The 20,531-nt window shown below is 45.8% G+C and carries 14 protein-coding genes and 2 pseudogenes; 4 read left to right on the top strand and 12 right to left on the bottom strand.

Annotated features, from left to right (window positions below):
- Positions 1-116 precede the first annotated feature (116 nt).
- Entirely contained in the window at positions 117-785 is a 669-nt protein-coding gene (locus WC647_19215; protein MFA6224435.1) for a hypothetical protein, read from the bottom strand.
- A 401-nt stretch (positions 786-1,186) separates the two neighbouring features.
- Between WC647_19215 and WC647_19210 the strand changes: the two genes are divergently transcribed.
- On the top strand, positions 1,187-2,083 hold the full coding sequence (locus tag WC647_19210) for an ankyrin repeat domain-containing protein (protein ID MFA6224434.1): 897 nt from the start codon (positions 1,187-1,189) through the stop codon (positions 2,081-2,083).
- Positions 2,084-2,213: 130 nt separating this feature from the next.
- On the opposite strand, the gene WC647_19205 is transcribed toward WC647_19210, so the two are convergent.
- On the bottom strand, positions 2,214-2,645 hold the full coding sequence (locus tag WC647_19205; protein MFA6224433.1) for a hypothetical protein: 432 nt from the start codon (positions 2,643-2,645) through the stop codon (positions 2,214-2,216).
- A gap of 515 nt (positions 2,646-3,160) precedes the next feature.
- On the opposite strand from WC647_19205, the gene WC647_19200 reads away from it, so the two are divergent.
- Both WC647_19200 and WC647_19195 read left to right on the top strand, forming a co-directional pair.
- Positions 3,161-4,072, top strand: coding sequence for a crotonase/enoyl-CoA hydratase family protein (locus WC647_19200; GenBank protein MFA6224432.1), 912 nt, complete (start codon positions 3,161-3,163; stop codon positions 4,070-4,072).
- Positions 4,073-5,110: 1,038 nt separating this feature from the next.
- Positions 5,111-6,178, top strand: a complete 1,068-nt coding sequence (locus tag WC647_19195) for a tetratricopeptide repeat protein (protein ID MFA6224431.1) — start codon at positions 5,111-5,113, stop codon at positions 6,176-6,178.
- Positions 6,179-6,350: 172 nt separating this feature from the next.
- On the opposite strand, the gene WC647_19190 is transcribed toward WC647_19195, so the two are convergent.
- From WC647_19190 to WC647_19150, 9 genes and pseudogenes are all read right to left on the bottom strand, one after another.
- Positions 6,351-8,813, bottom strand: a complete 2,463-nt coding sequence (locus tag WC647_19190) for a sigma 54-interacting transcriptional regulator (protein MFA6224430.1) — start codon at positions 8,811-8,813, stop codon at positions 6,351-6,353.
- 708 nt (positions 8,814-9,521) lie between these two features.
- Positions 9,522-9,842: a hypothetical protein gene (locus WC647_19185; protein MFA6224429.1), complete on the bottom strand. Its 321-nt coding sequence runs from the start codon at positions 9,840-9,842 to the stop codon at positions 9,522-9,524.
- A gap of 273 nt (positions 9,843-10,115) precedes the next feature.
- On the bottom strand, positions 10,116-12,356 hold the full coding sequence (locus WC647_19180; protein ID MFA6224428.1) for a sigma 54-interacting transcriptional regulator: 2,241 nt from the start codon (positions 12,354-12,356) through the stop codon (positions 10,116-10,118).
- Positions 12,357-12,380: 24 nt separating this feature from the next.
- Positions 12,381-14,306, bottom strand: a complete 1,926-nt coding sequence (locus WC647_19175; GenBank protein MFA6224427.1) for an ATP-binding protein — start codon at positions 14,304-14,306, stop codon at positions 12,381-12,383.
- Between the two features lie 18 nt (positions 14,307-14,324).
- Positions 14,325-14,483, bottom strand: a complete 159-nt coding sequence (locus WC647_19170; GenBank protein ID MFA6224426.1) for a hypothetical protein — start codon at positions 14,481-14,483, stop codon at positions 14,325-14,327.
- A 396-nt stretch (positions 14,484-14,879) separates the two neighbouring features.
- A complete protein-coding gene (locus WC647_19165) occupies positions 14,880-15,068 on the bottom strand; it encodes a hypothetical protein (GenBank protein MFA6224425.1) in 189 nt (62 codons plus the stop codon).
- 271 nt (positions 15,069-15,339) lie between these two features.
- Positions 15,340-15,768 (bottom strand): annotated as a pseudogene (locus tag WC647_19160) (sigma 54-interacting transcriptional regulator).
- A gap of 51 nt (positions 15,769-15,819) precedes the next feature.
- Positions 15,820-17,901 (bottom strand): ATP-binding protein, encoded by a 2,082-nt coding sequence (locus tag WC647_19155; protein ID MFA6224424.1) that lies wholly within the window; start codon positions 17,899-17,901, stop codon positions 15,820-15,822.
- A gap of 56 nt (positions 17,902-17,957) precedes the next feature.
- Positions 17,958-19,721: a hypothetical protein gene (locus tag WC647_19150; protein MFA6224423.1), complete on the bottom strand. Its 1,764-nt coding sequence runs from the start codon at positions 19,719-19,721 to the stop codon at positions 17,958-17,960.
- 255 nt (positions 19,722-19,976) lie between these two features.
- Between WC647_19150 and WC647_19145 the strand changes: the two are divergent.
- A pseudogene (locus WC647_19145) lies at positions 19,977-20,121 on the top strand (transposase).
- A 230-nt stretch (positions 20,122-20,351) separates the two neighbouring features.
- On the opposite strand, the gene WC647_19140 reads toward WC647_19145, so the two are convergent.
- Positions 20,352-20,531 (bottom strand): hypothetical protein (locus WC647_19140; GenBank protein ID MFA6224422.1); only part of this gene is annotated, 180 nt, incomplete at its 5' end.

Genomic DNA, 20,531 nt, shown 5'->3' with positions numbered 1-20,531 from the left:
CACCCGAACGTGCTTTCTTCAAAATAAAAACCCCTTTGATTTCTTGGTCGATTCCATCACTGCTCATCGACTTGGGCTGTCAACACCTTCTCTATTGACCGCCTCCTGCTGAACGGTTACCCTCTGACTATCGCTCCTCCCCCTTTCGCATGTTGTTGCATCCACATGGCGTTGGTAATGGCCACTATTTTCGAGAGAGGGTCCACCAGCGACTCATTCGAAACCTTGTAAATACCTGGTTCAGTGCGACCAATAAAAAGGCGGGTTTTAAGGCGGCTCATGTCGAAAACAGCCATATAAACCAAAGTGTTTGGAAATTCCACGCTGGGACGGTAAACTGTTTTGTATATCAGAGGCTTTCCATCTCCGTCGACAGGAGTGTCCGTGCTCACCCAAATCCCCTCACCATCAATTTTGGGCGATGTATACAGTGGAGGTATGTCTTTCAAGGACATTACGTTTTCAACGGAAACAGAAAATTCGAGTTTTTGGGGGCTTGTGAAACTTTCCTCGATTTCTTCTTTCTGGTCTTCCTTTTCGATCGTGGCTATTCTATCATCATGATTCTCAGGCGGAAGCCAGTTGAGGACCGATGAAAGCCACTCAGGAATGGGTCTATCGTCACTCAAATCTTTTTCAAGATCCCTGTGTTCCTTTTGAGGTTTAACGCTTGCGACGTCATCTGACAATGACTTGATGTGAGTGACCGGAACCACATTCGGCGCAACTAGAAAGGTTAATACAAGTAATGGTATCGTTATAAAAATGAACACCCTCCTATCCATCAGACCACTCCCTTTGAATTAATCAAACTCAATAGAAAATAAATGGTTTAGAATTCAAATAAAGACTTAGATGTCAACGACATACCTGTTCTACAAAACTAGATTGAATAGGATTGAGGAAGAGGTACACATAACCCAATTTTTAATTTACCTAAAGGTGTCAGGTAAAGTCAAATAAAAATATGGGTTCGACCGTCAAAAAATAGATTGTGACTTATTCAGGGGACTAATACCTATATTTAATGAAGTTTTTGCCATGGAAGGAGGAATCATTTAGTCAGTAATATGTTATAAAAAATAAAGGGAATACCGTTCGTAGCAATGTGAATATTCTAACGACCTTTGGAATGATTTTCCCGCGCTCTCATTAAGAATCCTGGTTATATGGAAGGAATACTGTGATGCGAATGCTCAAGACTAATGTCACCACACTTTTCATTTCAACTGTGATGATCGGATTACTCTCTATGTATACCGCTGGCGTGAGTATCGTTGAGGCGGGAGATAAGAATCAGGACTTAATAGAAGCTGTTACCCAAGGCCGCTCGGACGTAGTTAAAAGTCTTTTGACTGAAGGCGCAGACGTAAACGCAATAGAAGACGCCACAGACAGTACGGCGCTTATGGTAGCCGCTCACAAAGGTCACATTAACGTGGCGAAGACACTTTTAGATAAACATGCGGATGTCAACGCTGCCCGTAAACTGGATGGTTGGACGGCGCTGATGATAGCCGCTGCTGGGGATGATTACAAACATTACGAGGTGGTTAAGTTACTTCTTGCTAACGGGGCGGATGTCAACGCCACGCAACAGGAAGGATTTACGGCAATGATGGTAGCAGCCAATAAAGGTGAGCTAAAAACCGTAAAACTTCTGGTAGGAAAAGGAGCGGATGTTTCTCCCAAAGGCCCGGATGGCAGAACGGCCCTGTTTATGGCTGTTAATAGTGGAAACCTGGAACTCGTAAAGTTTCTTCTTTCCCAAGGCATGGATGTTAATTTGAGGGACACTCATGGCGAGACGCCGTTGACGGTGGCTGCAGAAGAAGGCGATCCAAAGGTGGTAAAATTGCTTCTTGATAAAGGGGCGAATATTAATGCGCTACAAAATGATGGACATACAGTACTGATGGCGGCAATTAGGGCCGGACACAGTGACTCGGTAAAGCTCCTTCTAGCCAGGGGCGCTGATGTCAACGCAAAGGCGCAGGACGGCGCTACACCATTGATATGGGCTAATAGGTGGAATAGGCCGGCCATCGTCAAAATTTTAAAGGCTCATGGAGCCAAAGAATGAATCAATTACAGTTTTCACTCCACATAATAGTCAAGTTTAAACAGCCGTTTAGGCGCGACTGTGAATAAACTGTTTTCCAACCGGCGCTGCGAGCAATCATACTCGTAAACCATTCCGCCATTGCTCAAGACTATTTCTTTCTCGTCCATACCCCAACAGCTACCACGATATCGAAGGCGGTAACATGACGATAAACAACCTGAATAGTGTCCTTGTCGATTATCTTGCCTTCCATAAAACCGTCTTCATCCACAAAATATATGGTCTTGTTATCCAGGCCAATCCCAGCGAGGAATTTCTCTGTATCCCCCAGGGGCGCCTTGAAGGTACCATGCAATATCCTTCCCTGTTGCTTGGTTATGACCGCTTCGCCGTTAAGAGCGCTGAAATCTCCTTTATGATGTGTCTTCGGGCCTGGTTCCTTTCCTTTCAGCGCCACCCCGCCCTCACTCTTAACCATCCATGTTCCCACGAGGTTCGGGATGTCCGGGCCGGCCATGCAGGCTGAGGCACAGAATAGAGTAGCTATCAGCACGGATACGACACAAATAGACTTCTTCATTGTAGTCATCCTTTTCCCAAGAATATTCCCTCAATCTTAGCTGTTGAGGATGGCGCCGCACTGCTTTGCTATAGCACGAAAAATTACTCATAAGAAGAACGTATAATTGACCTGGCGAACACAGCTTTGCCAGACAAAAAGATTCTTTCCGGACAAATATTACGCAGAATACCCATTTGAAAACATTTGCGCATCAGGCCTGACTGAAAACTGAATTACCAGCCTTCCACACGGCAGAACCCATAACGGGTAAATGGATCGGCCAAAATCTACCAGATAGGTCTTTGCTTCTTAGCAAATGAAAACATTCTAGATCTCTAACGTGGCAAGTGGTAAATAATCCAATGGGCAGCTCGAGGTCAGCGCTAGAATAGCTTCAGCAGGCGAGCGCTTTTCTCACCCTTCCTTGATCCTTTAACAGCCGCTTTTTGAGTCAAATCACGGCTAGAGTAGTCCTCGAGAGAAGAATTGGACAGCAATGCGTATCCAAAGGAATATAGATATGGAGAGGCAAGATGACCAAATATAATAAACCTATCGGTAACAATGAAGAAAGCCGGTCGCGAAACAGCATAGGAAGTCCTGATCACTCCGAAAGCATTAAATACCGGGAAATAATCTTCGAGCAGCAAGGACCTATTGCAGTGCTCACGTTGAATCGGCCGGACATCAGGAATGCTTTTACTCATCAAGAGATGATCGACGAAATAGTAGATGTTTGTCAAAAGGTTCAGGATTCGGATTTGCTGAGCGTTCTTGTGGTCACAGGCGCTGGAACATCGTTTTCGGCTGGGGGGAACGTCAAGGATATGTATAAGAAAGAAGGTATGTTCTCTGGAGATCCGAATGATGTCCGTCAGAACTACCGCAAGGGCATCCAAAGAGTTACCCTCGCGTTCCAGCGGCTGGATGTCCCGGCTATTGCCGCGGTGAATGGCCCAGCTATGGGAGCGGGCTGCGACCCTACGTGCATGTGCGATATACGTATTGCGAGCGAAAAAGCTCGATTTGGAGAAACTTTTGTATCGGTCGGGTTGATCCCAGGGGATGGTGGAGCGTTTTTGCTCCCTCGTGTGGTCGGATTTTCAAAAGCATTGGAGCTGGCTCTGACGTGTCGCGTCATCGACGCTGCCGAGGCCCTGAGAATCGGCCTGGTGAGTGAAGTGATACCAGCGGAAAGGCTTATAGATCGCGCACTGGAGGTAGCAGGTGAGATCGCCCAGCATCCGGCGAGAACTCTTCGCCTGGCCAAACGGCTATTTTACCTATCCCAGGGAAGGAGCCTGGAAGAAACTCTGGAACTTTCGTGCTCATTTCAGGCTCTCTGTCACCACAGCCCAGAGCACATGGAGGCTTTAGAGGCTTTTTTCGCTCGACAACGAAATCGGGATGGGTTCAAGGGTGATGGTCAGCCCCCACAGGCATAAATGGACGTGATATCAAATTCTGTGCCTAAAACTATCTTTTTTTAGGTTACTTTCCTGACTGGAGCGCCAGGTCGAGCACGAATTATGGAGTTAATGGGTAGCGTATATGATAGTTGTAGAGGCAGAAGTCAAATCCAGGCGGTTGTCACAGCAAACGTTATCCAAGGCCGTGATTTCCTCACAATTTCTATATATTTCGTCGTCGTGGCATAAAACACACGTCTGGCGCCAAGTTATGTCAAGTCACCGGGGCAATTAACGCTGTTCTGGCAATATCTGGTCATACAGACTATAAAACTTCAAGCAGTTACATTTATATCTTTACATGTAACTTTAAATATATAGCCTAGGACATTCCACTCCTGACCATTTCGGTGTGATTGATGTTTTTGAGGCGCCATCCTAATAACCTCCATGTCATATTTATTTATTGATTCCATTATGTTGACATAACTCTTAATCAGTAGGCATGGGGTTCGAGCCCTCGGCGGCCCATCAGTACAAAGTAAAAACAGACTGAAATTTTGGACAATATTTTTATCACAAGATGTTGGCGTCACTAACAACAGACTGTAAAAATGGGTTTAAATTAACCATTCGCATGTTTGTAAACTATTTACATCTTGGGGCTTTTCCATAAATGGGTCAAAATTAACTAATTTAAATGACCAGATCATTAAGATTTTGGCTCACGCTTTCAATCTTCATTATTTGTAACCCTGTAAAATCAGACCACAATTAATTTAGTTACACTTAACAAATCATGCTGGCCAGGAAATTGCTAACCAAACGGTGAATTGAAGATCCCTCGACCGAGGAATCTCAACTCCTTGCATGGTCTGGCCATCTCAATTTAGCGGGATGGCCGGATTCAAAATCATGGATTGTCAAAAGTGACTCAAAAGAATCGAGGTGAAAAAGAACAATTCGTCGAAGCGCATTTAATGCAGGTGAATTCTGTGAGCGCCGGATGTGGCGTCGACCATCGGTTCATAAATTGCTAACACGAGTGTTACCGTTTTTTAGGGAGGCCAACAATTGAAACTAAATTCATTATTAATAGTCGCTCTAGCGACCGTGACCTTCGCCATTACAGACGCTTCTGCGTCTTATAAATCATGGAATGAGTATTACTCAAATGCTGAGACGCTTATGGCCGATGGTCGTATTCCAGAAGCGTTACGCTTCGCCAAACGAAGCGTAATAGAATCTAGAGACAGACATGGCGAGCAAACCATAAATACGTTTAAATCATTGGAGCTTCAGGCGGAATTGACTAAGGCGAGTGGAAATTACAAAAGGGCTGTAAAGCTGCAATCGGATGCGTACGATCTTGTGAAGCGAATCAAGGGCAGTGACGACCCTAAAACGATCAACTCGCAATGCCGCCTGGCGCAACTCTCAACGCTTGCTGGTAACTTGAAAACCGGGGAGGCTTACTACCGGGATGCATTAGCAACGTGTCAGGCCGGAAATCGCCAGGGATGTATTACAATAGCCGAACCGATGATTGGACTTGCGCAGGTTCTTGCCTCGGAGGGTAATTATCCCGAGGCTGAAAAACTTTATCTATCGGCAATCGACAGGTTTTGTTGTTTTTCAAAATACAGAGCGGCCTTGAAGCTCAAAATGGCGGCCGCTTTCGAGGGGCTGGGAGCGATGAGCGAAAACTCTGGGGACTACTCCAAAGCCGCTGGTTGTTTAAGGAACTCGGTGAAGATCTATCGGTCTCAAAGCGTGGTTCCACAGGAACAACTGGGGCAGACTTTGTTGAGTCTCGGAAACGCCTATTCAAAATTGGGCAAGCCTGAGCGTTCGCTCAAATGTTACAAGGAAGCTCTCGGGATTTTTGAGTACAATGGAAAAGCCTCGCCAAGCTCCCTGGGATTGGTATTCAAAGGCCTTGGGGACATTTACAGGAGTAAGGGTAATCTCAAACTAGCCGCAAACAATTACAAAAAAGCTGTTACCCAACTCCAGACAGTGGCTTTTGTCGGAAGACCACTTTTCGCCGAGACCATAAGGTCTTTGTCTGAAGTCTACCAAGAAATGGGAATGGAAACAGAATCCCAGATGGTACAATCCAAGTTGATGGCAATGAATTGATACAGAATTGTTTGAAATCCTCTATCCGAAGTCCAGTTGATTTCAATGGACTGTTCACCCTCATCAAGTAACGACTTTTCGAGGGTGAACAGTCCCGGAAAGCGAAGAGCCTTTACTGAATGTCAGTCCAAGTTATTAGTCAGGGGGTTTCAAGGCTATGGCGCCGCATATTTTAATTCTTTCTTTTTATCTTGTTTTTTTTCATGTGATATTTTAGAGAGTTCCTGGTCATTCCCAACGATTCTGCAGCTTTAGTTACATTCCCGTTACATTTGAGCAAAGCCTTTTCAATTAACGATTTTTTCAAGTCAATGATCGCATGACTTATCGATGCCTGGTCAGTTGTTCCCTTTGGACCCTGAAATGGGCTGGGAGGTTTCGATTTAGGCGCCTGTCTTATCCCAATTATATGGTCTTCTGTGATGTCACCTCGTTCAGCTATGATCAATGCTCTCTCAAGAACATTTCGGAGTTCCCTGATGTTTCCGGGCCAATGGTATTGTTCCAGCATTTTCAAGGCTTTAGGCTTAATGACAGGTATCCGAGGCATTCCAAATCTCTGCGATAGGCCCACAATCAAATCGTTACATATTAGTGGTAAATCCTCAAGCCTGTCCCTGAGGGGTGGTACCACCAGTGTAAAAACATTCAATCGAAAGAAAAGATCAGTTCTGAAATTACCGGATTCGACCTCATCGACAAGATTTTTGTTGGTTGCGGCTAGGATACGGGCATTAATTTTTATGAGTTTCTCACCGCCAACACGAGTAAATGATTGAGTGTCCAGAAAGGTTAGCAGCTTTGCCTGAAAGTTAGCTGGAAGGTCTCCAATTTCGTTCAGCAGAAGGGTTCCTGATTCAGCTAATTCCAGCAGCCCACGTTTCAGCGATCCGGATCCCGTAAAAGAACCATGTTCATGGCCGAACAACTCAGATTCAGCAAGGTTGGGAGGTAATGCGGCGCAATTAACAGCAAAGAAGGGGCTTCCCGCTCTTCTTGATTTCTCATGCAGGAATTTCGCAAGATAGTCTTTGCCAACACCACTTTCGCCCATTAACAGGACCGTGCTGTCTGTGCCTGCCACTAACGCCAACTCACGCAGAGTGTCCTGAAAAATTGGTGAAAATGATTTGGATGGGAAAGTAATCGTCTTGCTGGTATGAGCTTTTCTATCTGTTATATCCCGAAGAATTCCGCATATTCCCACCACGGTGCCTTCACTGTTTCTGATCGGAAAACGAACACTGCTAAATGTGATTAATCTGCCGGATATCTTAAGTGAAAACTCCGTATCAACCGTTTCCCCATTCAGGGTTTTCAGGTCTGCGTCTTTTATACTAGCAGACCTAGTCATTCCAAAAACCTTTTCAAACGTCTTGCCAATGAATGCAGACAACGGTTTCCTGGTCAGTTCCAACATTGCAGGGTTAACATGCGTAATTTTAAGATTTGTGTCCTTGAGAAACACGCAATCAAGCGCTCCTTCAAACATGGCCCCAAATCTCTTTTCACTATCAATAAGTCTTTGTTCCGTCACTCTCCGCTGGCTAATCTCGAGCATGAGCTTCTCATTTATTGATTCTAGGTCAGATGTCCTTTCCCTTACTCTCTGTTCCAAGAGCCTCAACGAATCCTGCAATTCGCTCTCTAGCCGCTTCCTGTCCGTGATGTCCCTCGACGTTGTTACGATTCCGTAAGGTTTCCCATTTTCGTCCCTTAAGAAGGTTCCAGTTATTTCCGCCCACCTGACCTGTCCGTTTTTCATGTATTGCTGAGCTTCTTCCGTCCGTGAGTTCTGCGCAGGATCCGCCCCCGACGATCCTTTCTCCAACCAGTCCTTAAGCGATGTTACTATATTGTGTCTTGATTCTGGGGTCATGGTCTCAAGCGCATTGAGTTTCAACATTTCTTCAGGCGTGTAACCGAGGGCGTTTATCACTGATGAACTCACATACGTGTACTTCAAATCAAGCGTCATCGTCGATATAATGTCTTTTGAGGTTTCAACAACAGTCTTATACAGTTTGTTGATTTGTCTTAGTTCACTTTCTGCTCGCAATCGTTCATCTACCTCCAGCTTTAGCAGGCGATTGGCCTCTGCTAGGTCATTAGATTTTTGTTTGAGGCTAGGATCAAGTTGATCATAGTTGTTAACCAAGAATCTATCTTCAGCGCTATTGGCGGTTACATTCCGACAAACTATTGAAACACCATCAATTTTATCGCCAGTAGTGGATACCGGAATATACGTGCTTTGATACTTGAGGCCATTGATCTGAACATGTTTTTGAAACATTTTTGGATCTTTGATGATATTCGGAAACATATTTTGGGGTTTGTCAAGAATGGCGGTTGGAGCCAGGGCCGGAACCACAGAGGTTAATAGATCATTTCTTTTCAGATCGAAAGAACCGCAGGCTGCGGCATTGCAATCAATGACACGCCCCTCATGATTTACTACGCACATCGGTTCGCGAAAAGAATCCAGAAGAAGCTGGTATGTCACATCATAACGATTGAATTCGGCTTCACTTTGGGATAAGGATCTAAGATCACTATTATTTAAAGAAAACTCTGGACCGCCAGGATGATGTGAGAGGTTTGCCTCTACAATTTTGTCGGACTTTTTCGACATTTGTCCCCTTTGCATGGAAACAGTTGTCCGGCTGGTTGTGTATTAATTGTACACTAATATAACGCTCATCTAACAAAAAAGTCAACTAAGCTTTTTACAAAAACACCAAGTTACTGATATTATAATGACGACAACTAACTACTTGTATTTTTGAATTTATATCTTGTAAGAGGCTCGTCAGAGGTGATCCGCCGAGACATAGCGCTGGACTGTTGGCAGATGAACAATGGACATGAACCTATCACATAGGTCGTCCACAAGCAGATTCCCGGCTTATAATCATAGACGACCAGTATATGCAAATCCCTAGAAAGAGATGAATTTCGGTGTATTTTTTGTGAAAGTATTATAATCTACAACTAATTAATATTTATGAACTAATTATGAATATGTGTAGTTTTGGAAGGTTTTCTCTCTCCTTCAATATATGAAATGATTTTTAATTAGAGAACATCAGATCATACTGTACGAGTGTTATCGCTCGCTTATGCCAAGCCTGGTCATGGACAAACCAAGGCAAACCTTGAAATTAGACTCAGGTTTCCGGTTTCTTGTATCTTTAGGATTGAGGCAATCGCGTTGCTTCATCTGATTGTGACCCCGCATGGGGCTCTTCCGACAAGGCTCCCACTAACGATTTCAGGCATTCTGCCATTTAACGCGGCCTGTTCATCCTCTTTCCAAACGGATTTCCTTGAGATTATGGCGTTATGATCTGTTGAGCGCTCTGACGGGGTCAGACCAATCCTGCTCTGAAAGGTTAGAACTACAAGCCCATTTGCCGCTCATGACGTTAAAAAAAGCCAGTATGGCCCAGATGACGGTCATTAGGACCGGAGCAAACAGAAGGAAAGTGCAAACAGCGGCAAGAGTATAGTTCACGGTTACCAAGGCATAAGCTATAGCGCTTAGCAACATAAGACCTCCAAAGCCTATCACTACAAAGAAACTCATCCATACAGCGGTTCCCAGATTCTTGGTAGCTCTTTCCAGGATAGTGATGGTTTCCGTCCCTGTTAATTGGTCCATTCTTCGGTCCTCCTATTCTTTAGCCGTGTTCAAACTTGTCACTCTCTGCTGCTAGAAAGCATGTTACGTGCCAAATTTAACAAAAGGCAAAACGCATTATATTTCAATCGCTTATAGATATTGTGGTTTTGTGGCGCTTCTATCTAAACAAAGTTGAATGCGGGCGAAAAACACCCGGCGTAGGCGGCTGAAATGATATCAAGGAGTTAGGCGGAAGAGTAAGTGGAAATTTTGCCCTGGCATGGGCAATTTATACCAGCCAGCAAAACCCCGTTAATCGGTGCACCTGTTCAGATCAAAAATCTTTATGTAATGTTTGATAGAATCAATCCCAACACCTAGTAACTCCGCGGCGCCTTTACGACTACCCTTAGCTCTGTTAATCGCCTCTACGACGAGTAACCGTTTCAGATTCATGGCCACATCGTTTATGTTCTCGTTTTTAGGAAAACCAACGGTGATTGACCATTCTGATACAGGGTTATGGGACAAGGATTGGGAATTCAATTTAACGTGGTCAAGCCGTATGGACCGCCTGTCGCACAGAATCAACGCTCGTTCCAATACGTTGCGAAGTTCTCTGATATTTCCAGGCCAGGCATAAGACTTAAAAGCTTTTATAACCTCAGGCTCTATTTGAGGTTGAAAATTTAGTCCCATCTTATGCGCCAACTCGGCCAATAAATTGGAAACCATATCTGGGATATCTTCAGTTCTGTCTCGCAGCGGAGGGACATCAACAGAAAAAACGTTCAATCGAAAAAATAGGTCCTGTCTAAAACGATTTAATTTTACCTCTTTCTCGAGGTTTCGGTTGCTCGCAGCGATGAGTCTGGCGCCTACAGTAAGATGTTTCACACCCCCCACCCGGGTGAATTGTCTAGTGTCGAGAAATGTAAGCAGCTTTGATTGCAGCGGAAGCGAAAGTTCTCCAATTTCATTTAGGAGGATCGTTCCGCCCTCTGCCAACTCTAATAATCCTCGTTTAAGGCCTTTGGCTCCGGTAAAGGCCCCCGACTCGTGTCCAAAAAGCTCTGATTCGGCTAATTCATGTGATACGCTGGCACAGTTGATTTCGAAATATGGCCCACTTGAGCGTTTCGAATGGTCATGGATTTGACGGGCAAGGTAATCTTTCCCAGATCCGCTCTCGCCGGAAAGCAACACTATTGAGTCAGTTTCGGCGGCCAATAGGGCGAAATGCAACACTGAACGCATAGCTTTGGAATTAGGCATCTTGATTGGAACAGGCTGAGAATTGCGCTTACGTTCGGTAATTTCACGGCTAATACCGATAACGCCAATTATTTCCCCCTGGCTATTGCGCATCGGGACCTTTGTGTCAAGAAAGGTCCTGGGATATCCATTTACTTTTCGCGTTTGCTCTTGCTCTATGGATTCACCCTTTAGTACACGAGAGTCGATATCTCCCAAGACTTCAGCCGCGTCCTTTTCGAACAGTTCCGTGTCCTTGTGTCCCAGTATCTCGGATTCCGAGCGTCCAAGGATGTTCGCAAAATACGGATTCACCTCGGTATATTCTTGTTCCGAATTTTTGACAAAAATACAATCTCTGGCGCTGCTGAAAACAGCTTTAAGACGTTCTGTGGTTTCGTGCAATTTTTCGTCAAGTCGTTTGCGATCGGCAATGTCGAGATAGATCCCGGCCATTTTTAGTGGATTACCGCTTGGATCACGGTTCACAACCCTCCCTCGGTCAAGAATCCATCTCCATTCTCCTGATTTTGTTCGGAGCCGATATTCTGCTTCAAAATAAGGGGAGCAATTCTTTAGGTGACTTTTCAAATTCTTCAGATAACACATCTTGTCGTCCGGGTGCATGCGATTTAACCATGTGCCGGTATTTGTATCGATTTCATCCGATGAATAACCTAGACGTGAACTCCAACGCCGATCGAAACAAAGTTCATCGGAATCGATGCTCCAATCCCAAGTGCCTAGGTCTGAGGCTTGCATTGCCAATTCTAGTCTCTGCTGACTAAGGAGTAGTTCTTGTTCAACTAGTTTACGTTCCTTAATCTCCAGTTCGAGAATGTCCTTTGCTAAAATAAGTTCGGACGTTCGCTGTTTAACAGTTTCCTCGAGATCTGCCTTGTGGCGCTTGATCGCATCTTGAGTATCCTTGATCTTGATTAATGAAGCTATTCGGACTTGGAGCTCCAGTCGCTCAATGGGCTTGTTAATAAAATCGTTGGCCCCCGCTTCGACGGCCCGAAGGCGTGTCTCTTTGTCATCAAGGACTGTAAGCATGATGATGGGAATATCACTAGAATCAGGGTTCTCCCTGATACGCCGGACTACCTCAAACCCATTCATTCCCGGCATCATGATATCCAATAACACTAGATCGAAGCCTGATTTCAACTTATCCAGAGCCTGCAACCCGTCGCTAGCGCCTTCCGACGTGTATCCAAGGAATTCCACAAAGGCTTTAATCACATTTTGACTCTTTAGGTCGTCATCAACTACAAGAATATGTCCAGGTTGGTTCATGGTTATCCCTTTTCACACTTGTAACTATGCGACTGGATCTTCGTCCGATGATTTAACAAGCTCAGCAAGAGTTCGGTAGAAAATCCAGATGCCAACTGGCTTGACTAGATATGCGTCACAACCTGATTCCCTAGCAATGGTTGCGTCAAACTTCATTGTATTTGCTGTTAGAGCGACAATTGGAATATGCTTGGTAATCGGATTGCTTTTTATGATCCTGGTGGCAGCCAATCCATCCACGCCTGGAAGAGACATGTCCATGAGAATAATAGCAGGATTATTAATTTCCAAACTCCTTATTCCCTCTTCAGCCGAAGCCGCTTGAATCACTTCATAACCCCCGGCTTCCAGTAAGTTTACCAGCAACTTCATGTGAGTCTTATTGTCTTCTACAACAAGGACCTTAGGGATTTCCGGAGCTTCAACGAGAAGATCAGGGATCAGCCTCTGGGACCGTATAGTTGCTGCTCCTGAAAACCGCTCAGTCTTCTCTATTCTGTCTTTCGAAGATTTCAAGAAGGGAATCACAAAACTGAATGTGCTGCCCTTGCCCTCACCCTCACTCTCTACCCAGATTCGGCCTCCGTGAAGTCCAACTAATTTCTTCACCAAGGCAAGGCCTAGTCCTGTCCCTGATTCAGGGCAGGAAAGAGAAGAGTCCAATTTTTCGAACGGTTCAAAGATGAGCCTTTTAGCCTCTGGTTTTAAGCCTATACCTGTGTCGGAAGCGCTGAACATAAGCTCATCCCCGAACCGCTCAACGCTCAATCGGATGCAACCCCCCGAGGGAGTAAACTTGGTTGCGTTGGAAAGCAGGTTGACGAGAATCTGTTTCAGCTTAATCTCATCGGCGAGAATCTCTATTCTAGTTAGATCTTCTTGGATTACCAGATCAAGGTCCAAACCTCGCCTAGCGACTCTTCCCCTGACCATGCTTTGGCAATTTTCCAGTAATTGACTCAATCTAACGCTGGAGATCTTCAGTTCCATTTTTCCTGATTCGACTCTAGCCAGATCAAGTATGTCATTGATGAGTTGGAGCAGAAGGTGACCAGAGTCAAAGATATCATTTACATACGCCATTTGCTTTTCATTAAGCTTCCCGAAAAATTGTTGGGACAGTAGTTCCGCGAAACCGATAATTGCAGTCAACGGTGTGCGGAGTTCATGACTCATGTTCGTCAGGAACTCACTCTTGGCTGAGTTCGCAGCCTCTGCCTGAACCCTAAGCTGATTTGTGGCTTCGTTGTCTCGTTTTCGCCATAAGATGTCAGCCTTGAGTTCTTCAATCAGGTCGTCTTTTTCAAATCTCAGTGTTAGTAATTCTCCATAAAGCTTGTGGATATTGTGGCCCAATAGAGCCATAAAACCACCGAAAACAAGCAAAATCCATCCGATTGGCGCATCAAAGTCTGCGCCCTGATAAATAAATCGGCATGAAAGCGGAACGAGGACCAGAAGAATGTTGATCAAGTATTCATTGGTTGGAGAGTAAACTACTACGGCCCCGGCGACTATGCCCCCCACAAAAATGATCATGAAAATCTGAAGATATTCGGAGTCTTCAGGGAAAAGAAAAACCGCAGCGGCCGTCCAAACCAGACCACTCAAAGTCGTCACCAAAATGTGGCGGGTTCCCCAGGGGAATAATTCCTTTCCGGTAGGCGCCGCTTTTCGGAATGCTGATACAAGGAGAAGTCGAACGGTAAATATCGCTACGTAGCATGAAATCCATGCTATTAGTCTGTCGTGTGATATCGTATTCCACAGGGCCCCGGCAAAAGCGAGGCTCCCCAATAGCGCAGCTATCCCTCCTTCAAGAGAATGAGAATATACTTGGCTAATTTGGGCGCGGCGAAGACGCTCCGGCTTTCCTGCGGGATCACCATTCATGTCCACGGAGGCGCTCTTTGCTTCCAGCGTTGTGTCAGCCTTCAGCCACGCGTTCACAAAATAATTCCGCCGTCATTAGAAGGCGCTCTCATAAGCTTGAATTGCTTGCAGGTATTGTTCGTCAGGTGTCAGATTGATCGGATCTGACAGAGAGGGCGTTTCGGCGCAAACTGAGAACGCCCATGACAGTCCTAAAATTGATGTAATTATAGTAGCCACAATCTTTCTAGACATACGGCATTCCTCTTTCTCTTGAAACAAAGCTTATGAACAGACTGCTGCAGCTTCTGAACAGCTATTCATAATCAGCGCGATTTCAGACGGATCGATAAGGGTTGAAATCGTTTGTCGCATAACCTGGGCGATATTGTCTGGCCCTGGGCAGGCGATAATTGATGATTCCACCAGTTGGTCACCATTTCCAGAGGTCATCGACGTCGAAACCGCCCGAGCAATGGACGGCTGCAACCAATGTTTGCATTGGGCTAAGAGCGGAAAAACAAAGAGAGCCCCGACATTAGACACATCGCAAGAATTCTGAAAATCGAGTTCATTTTAATCCTCCTTGCTTGTTTCCCAATTCCTACTTTGTTTGCTGAACGGACTTAGGCGCTAATGGCGCCATTGCTCTCAGCGCCAAGACAAAACCAGACCGATGAAAACAATCATCCCCCCTATTATCCACAGTCCTTGCCACAATCCGTTCGAGTGATCGTAATGTCCATCGCGAATCTGTTTTGCTTTGGCTGCCTTCTTCTCAGCACGTCGTTGTTCTTGCTGAGCCATGAAAAGGTTATAAAAAAATTGTTCCTGTTCCATTTTGTGAGCGTCCTTCCTCGATTAGGCTCTCCTGCCAACTCATACTTTATTGGTTAAGGCGAATTTTGCACGAATGGCGCCATTTATGCGATAAAATCAGATCAACGTGATCGGTGCAATAATATCAAGGGAATAGGCTGGTTAATCGAAAATGAGATGACAGGGGCAGGAAGGCGAGGAGGATGCAAGGACGAGCATTATCGCTCATCTTTAGGCGATTTCACGGGAAACGCCCGTTGTTGCCCATTTAGTTTTGAGCGGTAGTGTAGGCTTATATGCAGTCAATGAGCATTATCGCTCGCTTATGCCTAGTTTGGTCATGCGGCGAACTGACGCGAACGTGGAAATCCCAAGGATACGCGCAGCTTCCTGTTTCTTCCGGCCGGAATGGCCAAGGGCGTCCCCAATCAAAAGCCGCTCTGTTTCTCCGATAACGTCGTGCAGAGAACGTCCCGACGGAAGACTCTGTTTTTCCGAGACGCCGACCCATTCCGTTTGGCCAAGGCCCAGATGGCCGATACGAATAGGGTTTCCTCGTGATGTGACAAGCGCTTTTTTCCCCTCCGACTCGGCTGAAGGAAAAAGTATCCAAAAAAGTGAGTAATTTAGATTGCATCAGAGGCGCCAATTCTGCGATTTCATTCAGCAGAAGTGTTCCATCCTCCGCTAATTCCAGCATGCCTCGTTTCTTCCGGAGGGCTCCAGTGTATGCGTCGGACCATCAATGATCCCCCTTTGCGAAACGTCTCAACTATGCTGCGGCCCCGGAGTGCTCTGATTTTAAAAGCGTCGACAGCGTGCCGTAGAAAATTCTCGTATCAATGGGTTTGAGTATATACGCGGCGCAGCCCACTTCCGTGGCCCGTAATTCGTCATCTTTCATGGCGTGAGCCGTTAGGGCCACTATAGGGATGTGGGTTGTGGCGGGATTACCCTTCAACACTTTGGTGGCCGTCAGTCCATCCATACCCGGGAGAGAAATGTCCATTAGAATAAGAGAGGGTTTCTCAGGTTCAGCCCTCTTTATTGCCTCTTCAGCCGAGAATGCCTGGAGTACGTTATATCCTCCCGCTTCCAGCAAATTAGTGGCGAGTTTCATGTTGGCGGTGTTGTCCTCAACCACCATAACTGTTGGTCGGCAATCAGCTTCAGACGATAGCATCCAGCGCAAACGGGGATGTAGGCCGTCACCTGTCTGAGACGAAATAGCCTCTGTTTCTGGTTTGTCTGCGGCCACGAAAGGAATGGTGAAACTGAATACGCTACCCTTGTTTTCTCCTTCACTCTCAACCCATATACGGCCCCCGTGCAGTTCCACCAGGCGACGGGTCAAAGAGAGCCCAAGTCCAGTTCCTTCTTCCTGTCGAGAGAACGAAGAATCAACCTGCTCGAACTCCTGAAAGATCCTCTCCTTATCCTGGGGTTTGATTCCTATGCCGGTATCGGACACACTAATCAGGACCTCATTCTCCTGCTTTCTGGCCTCTAGATGAATGACGCCTCCTGAAGGTGTAAATTTGGCGGCGTTGGATAGCAGGTTCATAATGATCTGTTTGAGCCTCACATCGTCGGCCAGAATATTTTCCTCGGAGAATTCATCAGATATGTCAAGTTCAAGGGCTAAGCCTCTTTTTATAGCTTTCTCCTTTATCATGATTAGACTGTTTTCCAACAACTGGCTTAAATCTACGATGGATGGCCTCAGGTCCATCTTGCCTGATTCAACCTTTGCCAGATCCAGAATGTCGTTGATCAGTTGCAAGAGATGGCGTCCCGCTCCGTAAATCTCCCTGGCGTATTCCAACTGCTTCTCATTCAACTTCCCACACCACTGTTCCTCAAGAAGTTCCGAGAAACCGAGAATGGCGTTCAAAGGAGTGCGTAGTTCATGGCTCATATTTGTGAGGAACTCGCTCTTGGCTGCGCTTGCAGCCTCAGCTTGAGTTCGAAGCATAGAAGCCAGCGCCAACGCCCTGTTGAGTTCATCGGTTGCCCGCTTTTTCTCGGTGATGTCTCTAATGGAAACCAGAATATGATCTTCACCCTTTAATCGGATAGACCGCATGAAAATATCTGCGTCGAATATTTTACCATCTGAAGGGCGTTTGATCTTGTATTCAAGCTGCTTTACAGTTCCAGAGAGTACCTCTTCCCACACCGAGCGCAAATCAACTGAGTTATCTTCAGGGCTATAATAAGAATCAGCCTTTGATGGATCCACGACAGTGCGGACAGAGTCCAGACCAGAGATTTCGATCATTTTTTCGTTGAACTGGATAATTATTCCGGATTTGTCATGAATCAAGAAAGCGTCTTGAACACTATTAAAGATTGTGCCCAAAGCCTCCACGGACTCCTTGTAATCCTCGTGAGCAGTCACCTTACGGGTGACATCACGACCAAATCCTACATAACCGCAGATTGGAGGATTGAGTTTCTTGACTAACTCTGATTCAACTAAGACCCATTCACCTTTACTATTAAGGCCATGAACAGTGCCTGACACAAAGGCTCCATCCGGTTTATCGAATAACTCAACATATAATTTAGACATTCGTGAAACTTCCGAAGGAGGATAAAGTTCAGTGGCAGGTTTGCCAACAATATGCTCCCGGGGATAACCGCAATGATTTATGAATGTTTGATTGGCAAACAGGAGGATGCCTTTAGTGTCCCATGCTGATATGAATCCTGGATAACAGTCCAACAGTTCCTGTACAAACTCAGCCCTATCTCGGGCTAACTTCTCTGATTGCTCTAATTGTTCGATACGTTTACGAAGCCCAATAATTTCATCAGTGAGTTCTTGTTGGGTCTTGTCTTCGTTTTTCATTTAGGATTACCTTTGTAGGCCATCTAAGTGGTTTTCACGGAATGAAAAGAATTTTCTTAGTATTCAACTTCGATCTTAATCTCCATCCCAAAAACTGGGTCAATGGATTTCCCTGTCCCTACCCCGAAATTGTTAGAAACATCAGGGGCCTTCCAGTTTGAGACGGAACGGTCAACACAAGCGTAGCTGAACCAGCCTCCTGGTTTCCACACGCCAAAGGTACCGTTGAGTGTGTATTTGTCCATGAGTTTCCAGCCGAATCCCCAGTCGAACTCGTAGCCGAGGCTACTGTCAGGAATTGATGGGGCTGAATTATCATATTTGTCACTTTCAACGAACTGGACCCTTCCGGTGAAGCGGCTTGGGGTAACCGCAGGGGTAGGAGAAGCGAAATATGCCGGCCGGATGTAGCCCTGGCCATAACCGTGAGAGATTCTGTTTGCGGTAAAAGCGGTTCCAAAGACGTTCAAGTTAGCCGCTATCGCATAATCAAGTCTCATCCCGAATATGTTTGCGTCTGTCATATAACCGTGTCGACTGTCAGGAGTAATGGAATTATTCCCCGAACCGTAAGTGTAGGAGAGGAGCAAACTGTACGGTCGGAACAAAGACACGTTAGTCAGGGCAGTTGCGAGATTCAAAGGGGGATACATTTGCCTATCAATACGCACACCGTGCCTCCTGTCAAAACCGGGAATATAGGACCAGATGAAGCTAATTTTGGACGGTCCTATAAGCGCTCCGGTTTCTACAGCAGCACGCCAGTGTTCAACGTAATTTGGGGCGAACCTACTCTTGCTTTCGCTTATACCTGGGTCAGAAGCCAGCCATCGCTGACGCTTCGTAATTTCATAAATCCAGGCAGCCTCAGCATTGAAGAAAATACTGCCATCAAAATATTTGAAATACACTGTGCCATCCGTGATAACCGTGTCAGTGGGGATTACGGCATAACGACCAGTGGGTGGGACGGCGTTTTCTCCCTGATATGTGGCGGATTCCGGACCAGTGTGAAATTTCCAAATCCTTCCGCCAACGCCGACTGATATGGGACCCGAGTCATAAGTCATGCCCGCAACCAGATCGAGCTGACGTGCGGCGTTCTTGTCAGATAGCGTATAATAATAAGGGCTTCCCAACAACCACGGAGAGACATTTATACCTGCACGAAAGGGCCCATAGTTGGTCATGAGCAATATGCCAACGGCGTCAGCGTTATCATTACCGTCAAAGATCAACCCTGTTCCGAATGGACCGGGCCTCTTGCCAAAGACCACAATACCCCATGGAGTCTGCAAAGAAGCCCACAAGGTTTCCCAGTAACCAGGAGAGAACGATCGTAGAACACCTGGCGCCATACCTTCAGGGTACTCAGACCTCACCATCGTGCCAAGGCTTGTCGGATTGTAAGGAGTTTCCCATGAACCGATGCGGTATGAACCACGTATCCTGAGAGCTTCAGTAAGCCGCAATTCAGGGTAAATGGTCATGTAGATCGTAGCCAAAGCCAGATCAGAACCGGACGATATTTCCCCATAACCGCTCAATGTCGGCATTGACTGCATTTCATGGCCTAACCATCCGTTCATCGAGGCGGCGCTTCCAATACTCCCCCCGTATCCATCGGGTCCAGCGCCGCTAGCGTCTGTGTCAAATGGACCAAAAAAGCCCTTTGAACCAAGTTGAGAGTAAGACGCGTACTTCCACGTCATGATGCCCGTCATGGAGAATTCATATCCCCATAACGGTTGAGCTAAACCCGTAAAACAAATCAGATAAATTGCCGTTGGAAAAAACCGCACTGAACGTCGTGACATCATAGGCTCTCTCCAATTCACCTAGTACAGACCAAGACAGAAGGAGTAGAAACTCCGAAAATCAAAACCCCCTCAATAGGTGACAGAACGTAACATGTGTGGAATTGTAAAATTAACAGAACCATTAATTAATAACAACATAAAATTCGTGGGGAATTACTATCGTGGCAAATGTCAGAAACTATAGCAGGCAATAACGGGAGAATACTGGAAGTAAATATAGTTAGGGTGATACTTGACTTGCTGTTTCTCTATTAAATAGGCAAAATCATCTACACGACCAATGCGATCGAGAACCCAGATATGACAGAAAATTATTAGGAATCGGGTCCATTTCCCAACTGACCAATCAGCCACCAAGCTGATATATCTGGCATTGAGAAACACCACAAAGAAATGGACCATGCCAATAACAGGATTCTCTTCTGGAGCCATTCCGGCAATTATCGTTGAGAGACGGTCAAAAGGCTACTTGTACCAATGGTCATTCGGAGAGCCGAAATCTCTGCCCGTTTCGGTACATTCTTTGTTCAGCGCTACGGAGTAAGTCATCTCAATTCATCCTATGCCGGAAAAGCCAGCCTGCGAGACTTAGGGTCACAATGCCGATCAAGGCCATGGGCCAGAACTGATTCAGCAGGGACAAAAAAGGAGCGCCTTGCAGGAAGACTGCCCGTAGAACGACCATAAAATAGCGTAACGGGTTAATATAAGTGAGGTATTGTACCGTCCTGCGGCATGTTGGCTATGGGTGTGGTGAATCCCGACAGGATAATCTACGGCACGAGAAAAAGAAACGAGCCTAGCAATCCA

The sequence above is a fragment of the Desulfomonilaceae bacterium genome (assembly GCA_041662605.1).
Taxonomy (GTDB): Bacteria; Desulfobacterota; Desulfomonilia; order Desulfomonilales; family Desulfomonilaceae; genus CAJBEZ01.
The sequence above is the reverse complement of the archived record's forward strand: the minus strand, read 5'-3'. Positions and strand labels throughout refer to the sequence as shown.

Excerpts from the sequence above, each read along its gene's own strand:
- WC647_19210 (MFA6224434.1), top strand. The coding sequence starts at position 1,187 with ATGCGAATGCTCAAGACTAATGTCACCACACTTTTCATTTCAACTGTG.
- WC647_19165 (MFA6224425.1), bottom strand. The coding sequence starts at position 15,068 with ATGGAACAGGAACAATTTTTTTATAACCTTTTCATGGCTCAGCAAGAA.
- WC647_19155 (MFA6224424.1), bottom strand. The coding sequence starts at position 17,901 with ATGAAAAACGAAGACAAGACCCAACAAGAACTCACTGATGAAATTATT.
- WC647_19170 (MFA6224426.1), bottom strand. The coding sequence starts at position 14,483 with ATGTCTAGAAAGATTGTGGCTACTATAATTACATCAATTTTAGGACTG.
- WC647_19190 (MFA6224430.1), bottom strand. The coding sequence starts at position 8,813 with ATGTCGAAAAAGTCCGACAAAATTGTAGAGGCAAACCTCTCACATCAT.
- WC647_19185 (MFA6224429.1), bottom strand. The coding sequence starts at position 9,842 with ATGGACCAATTAACAGGGACGGAAACCATCACTATCCTGGAAAGAGCT.
- WC647_19205 (MFA6224433.1), bottom strand. The coding sequence starts at position 2,645 with ATGAAGAAGTCTATTTGTGTCGTATCCGTGCTGATAGCTACTCTATTC.
- WC647_19215 (MFA6224435.1), bottom strand. The coding sequence starts at position 785 with ATGGATAGGAGGGTGTTCATTTTTATAACGATACCATTACTTGTATTA.
- WC647_19150 (MFA6224423.1), bottom strand. The coding sequence starts at position 19,721 with ATGATGTCACGACGTTCAGTGCGGTTTTTTCCAACGGCAATTTATCTG.
- WC647_19180 (MFA6224428.1), bottom strand. The coding sequence starts at position 12,356 with ATGAACCAACCTGGACATATTCTTGTAGTTGATGACGACCTAAAGAGT.
- WC647_19200 (MFA6224432.1), top strand. The coding sequence starts at position 3,161 with ATGACCAAATATAATAAACCTATCGGTAACAATGAAGAAAGCCGGTCG.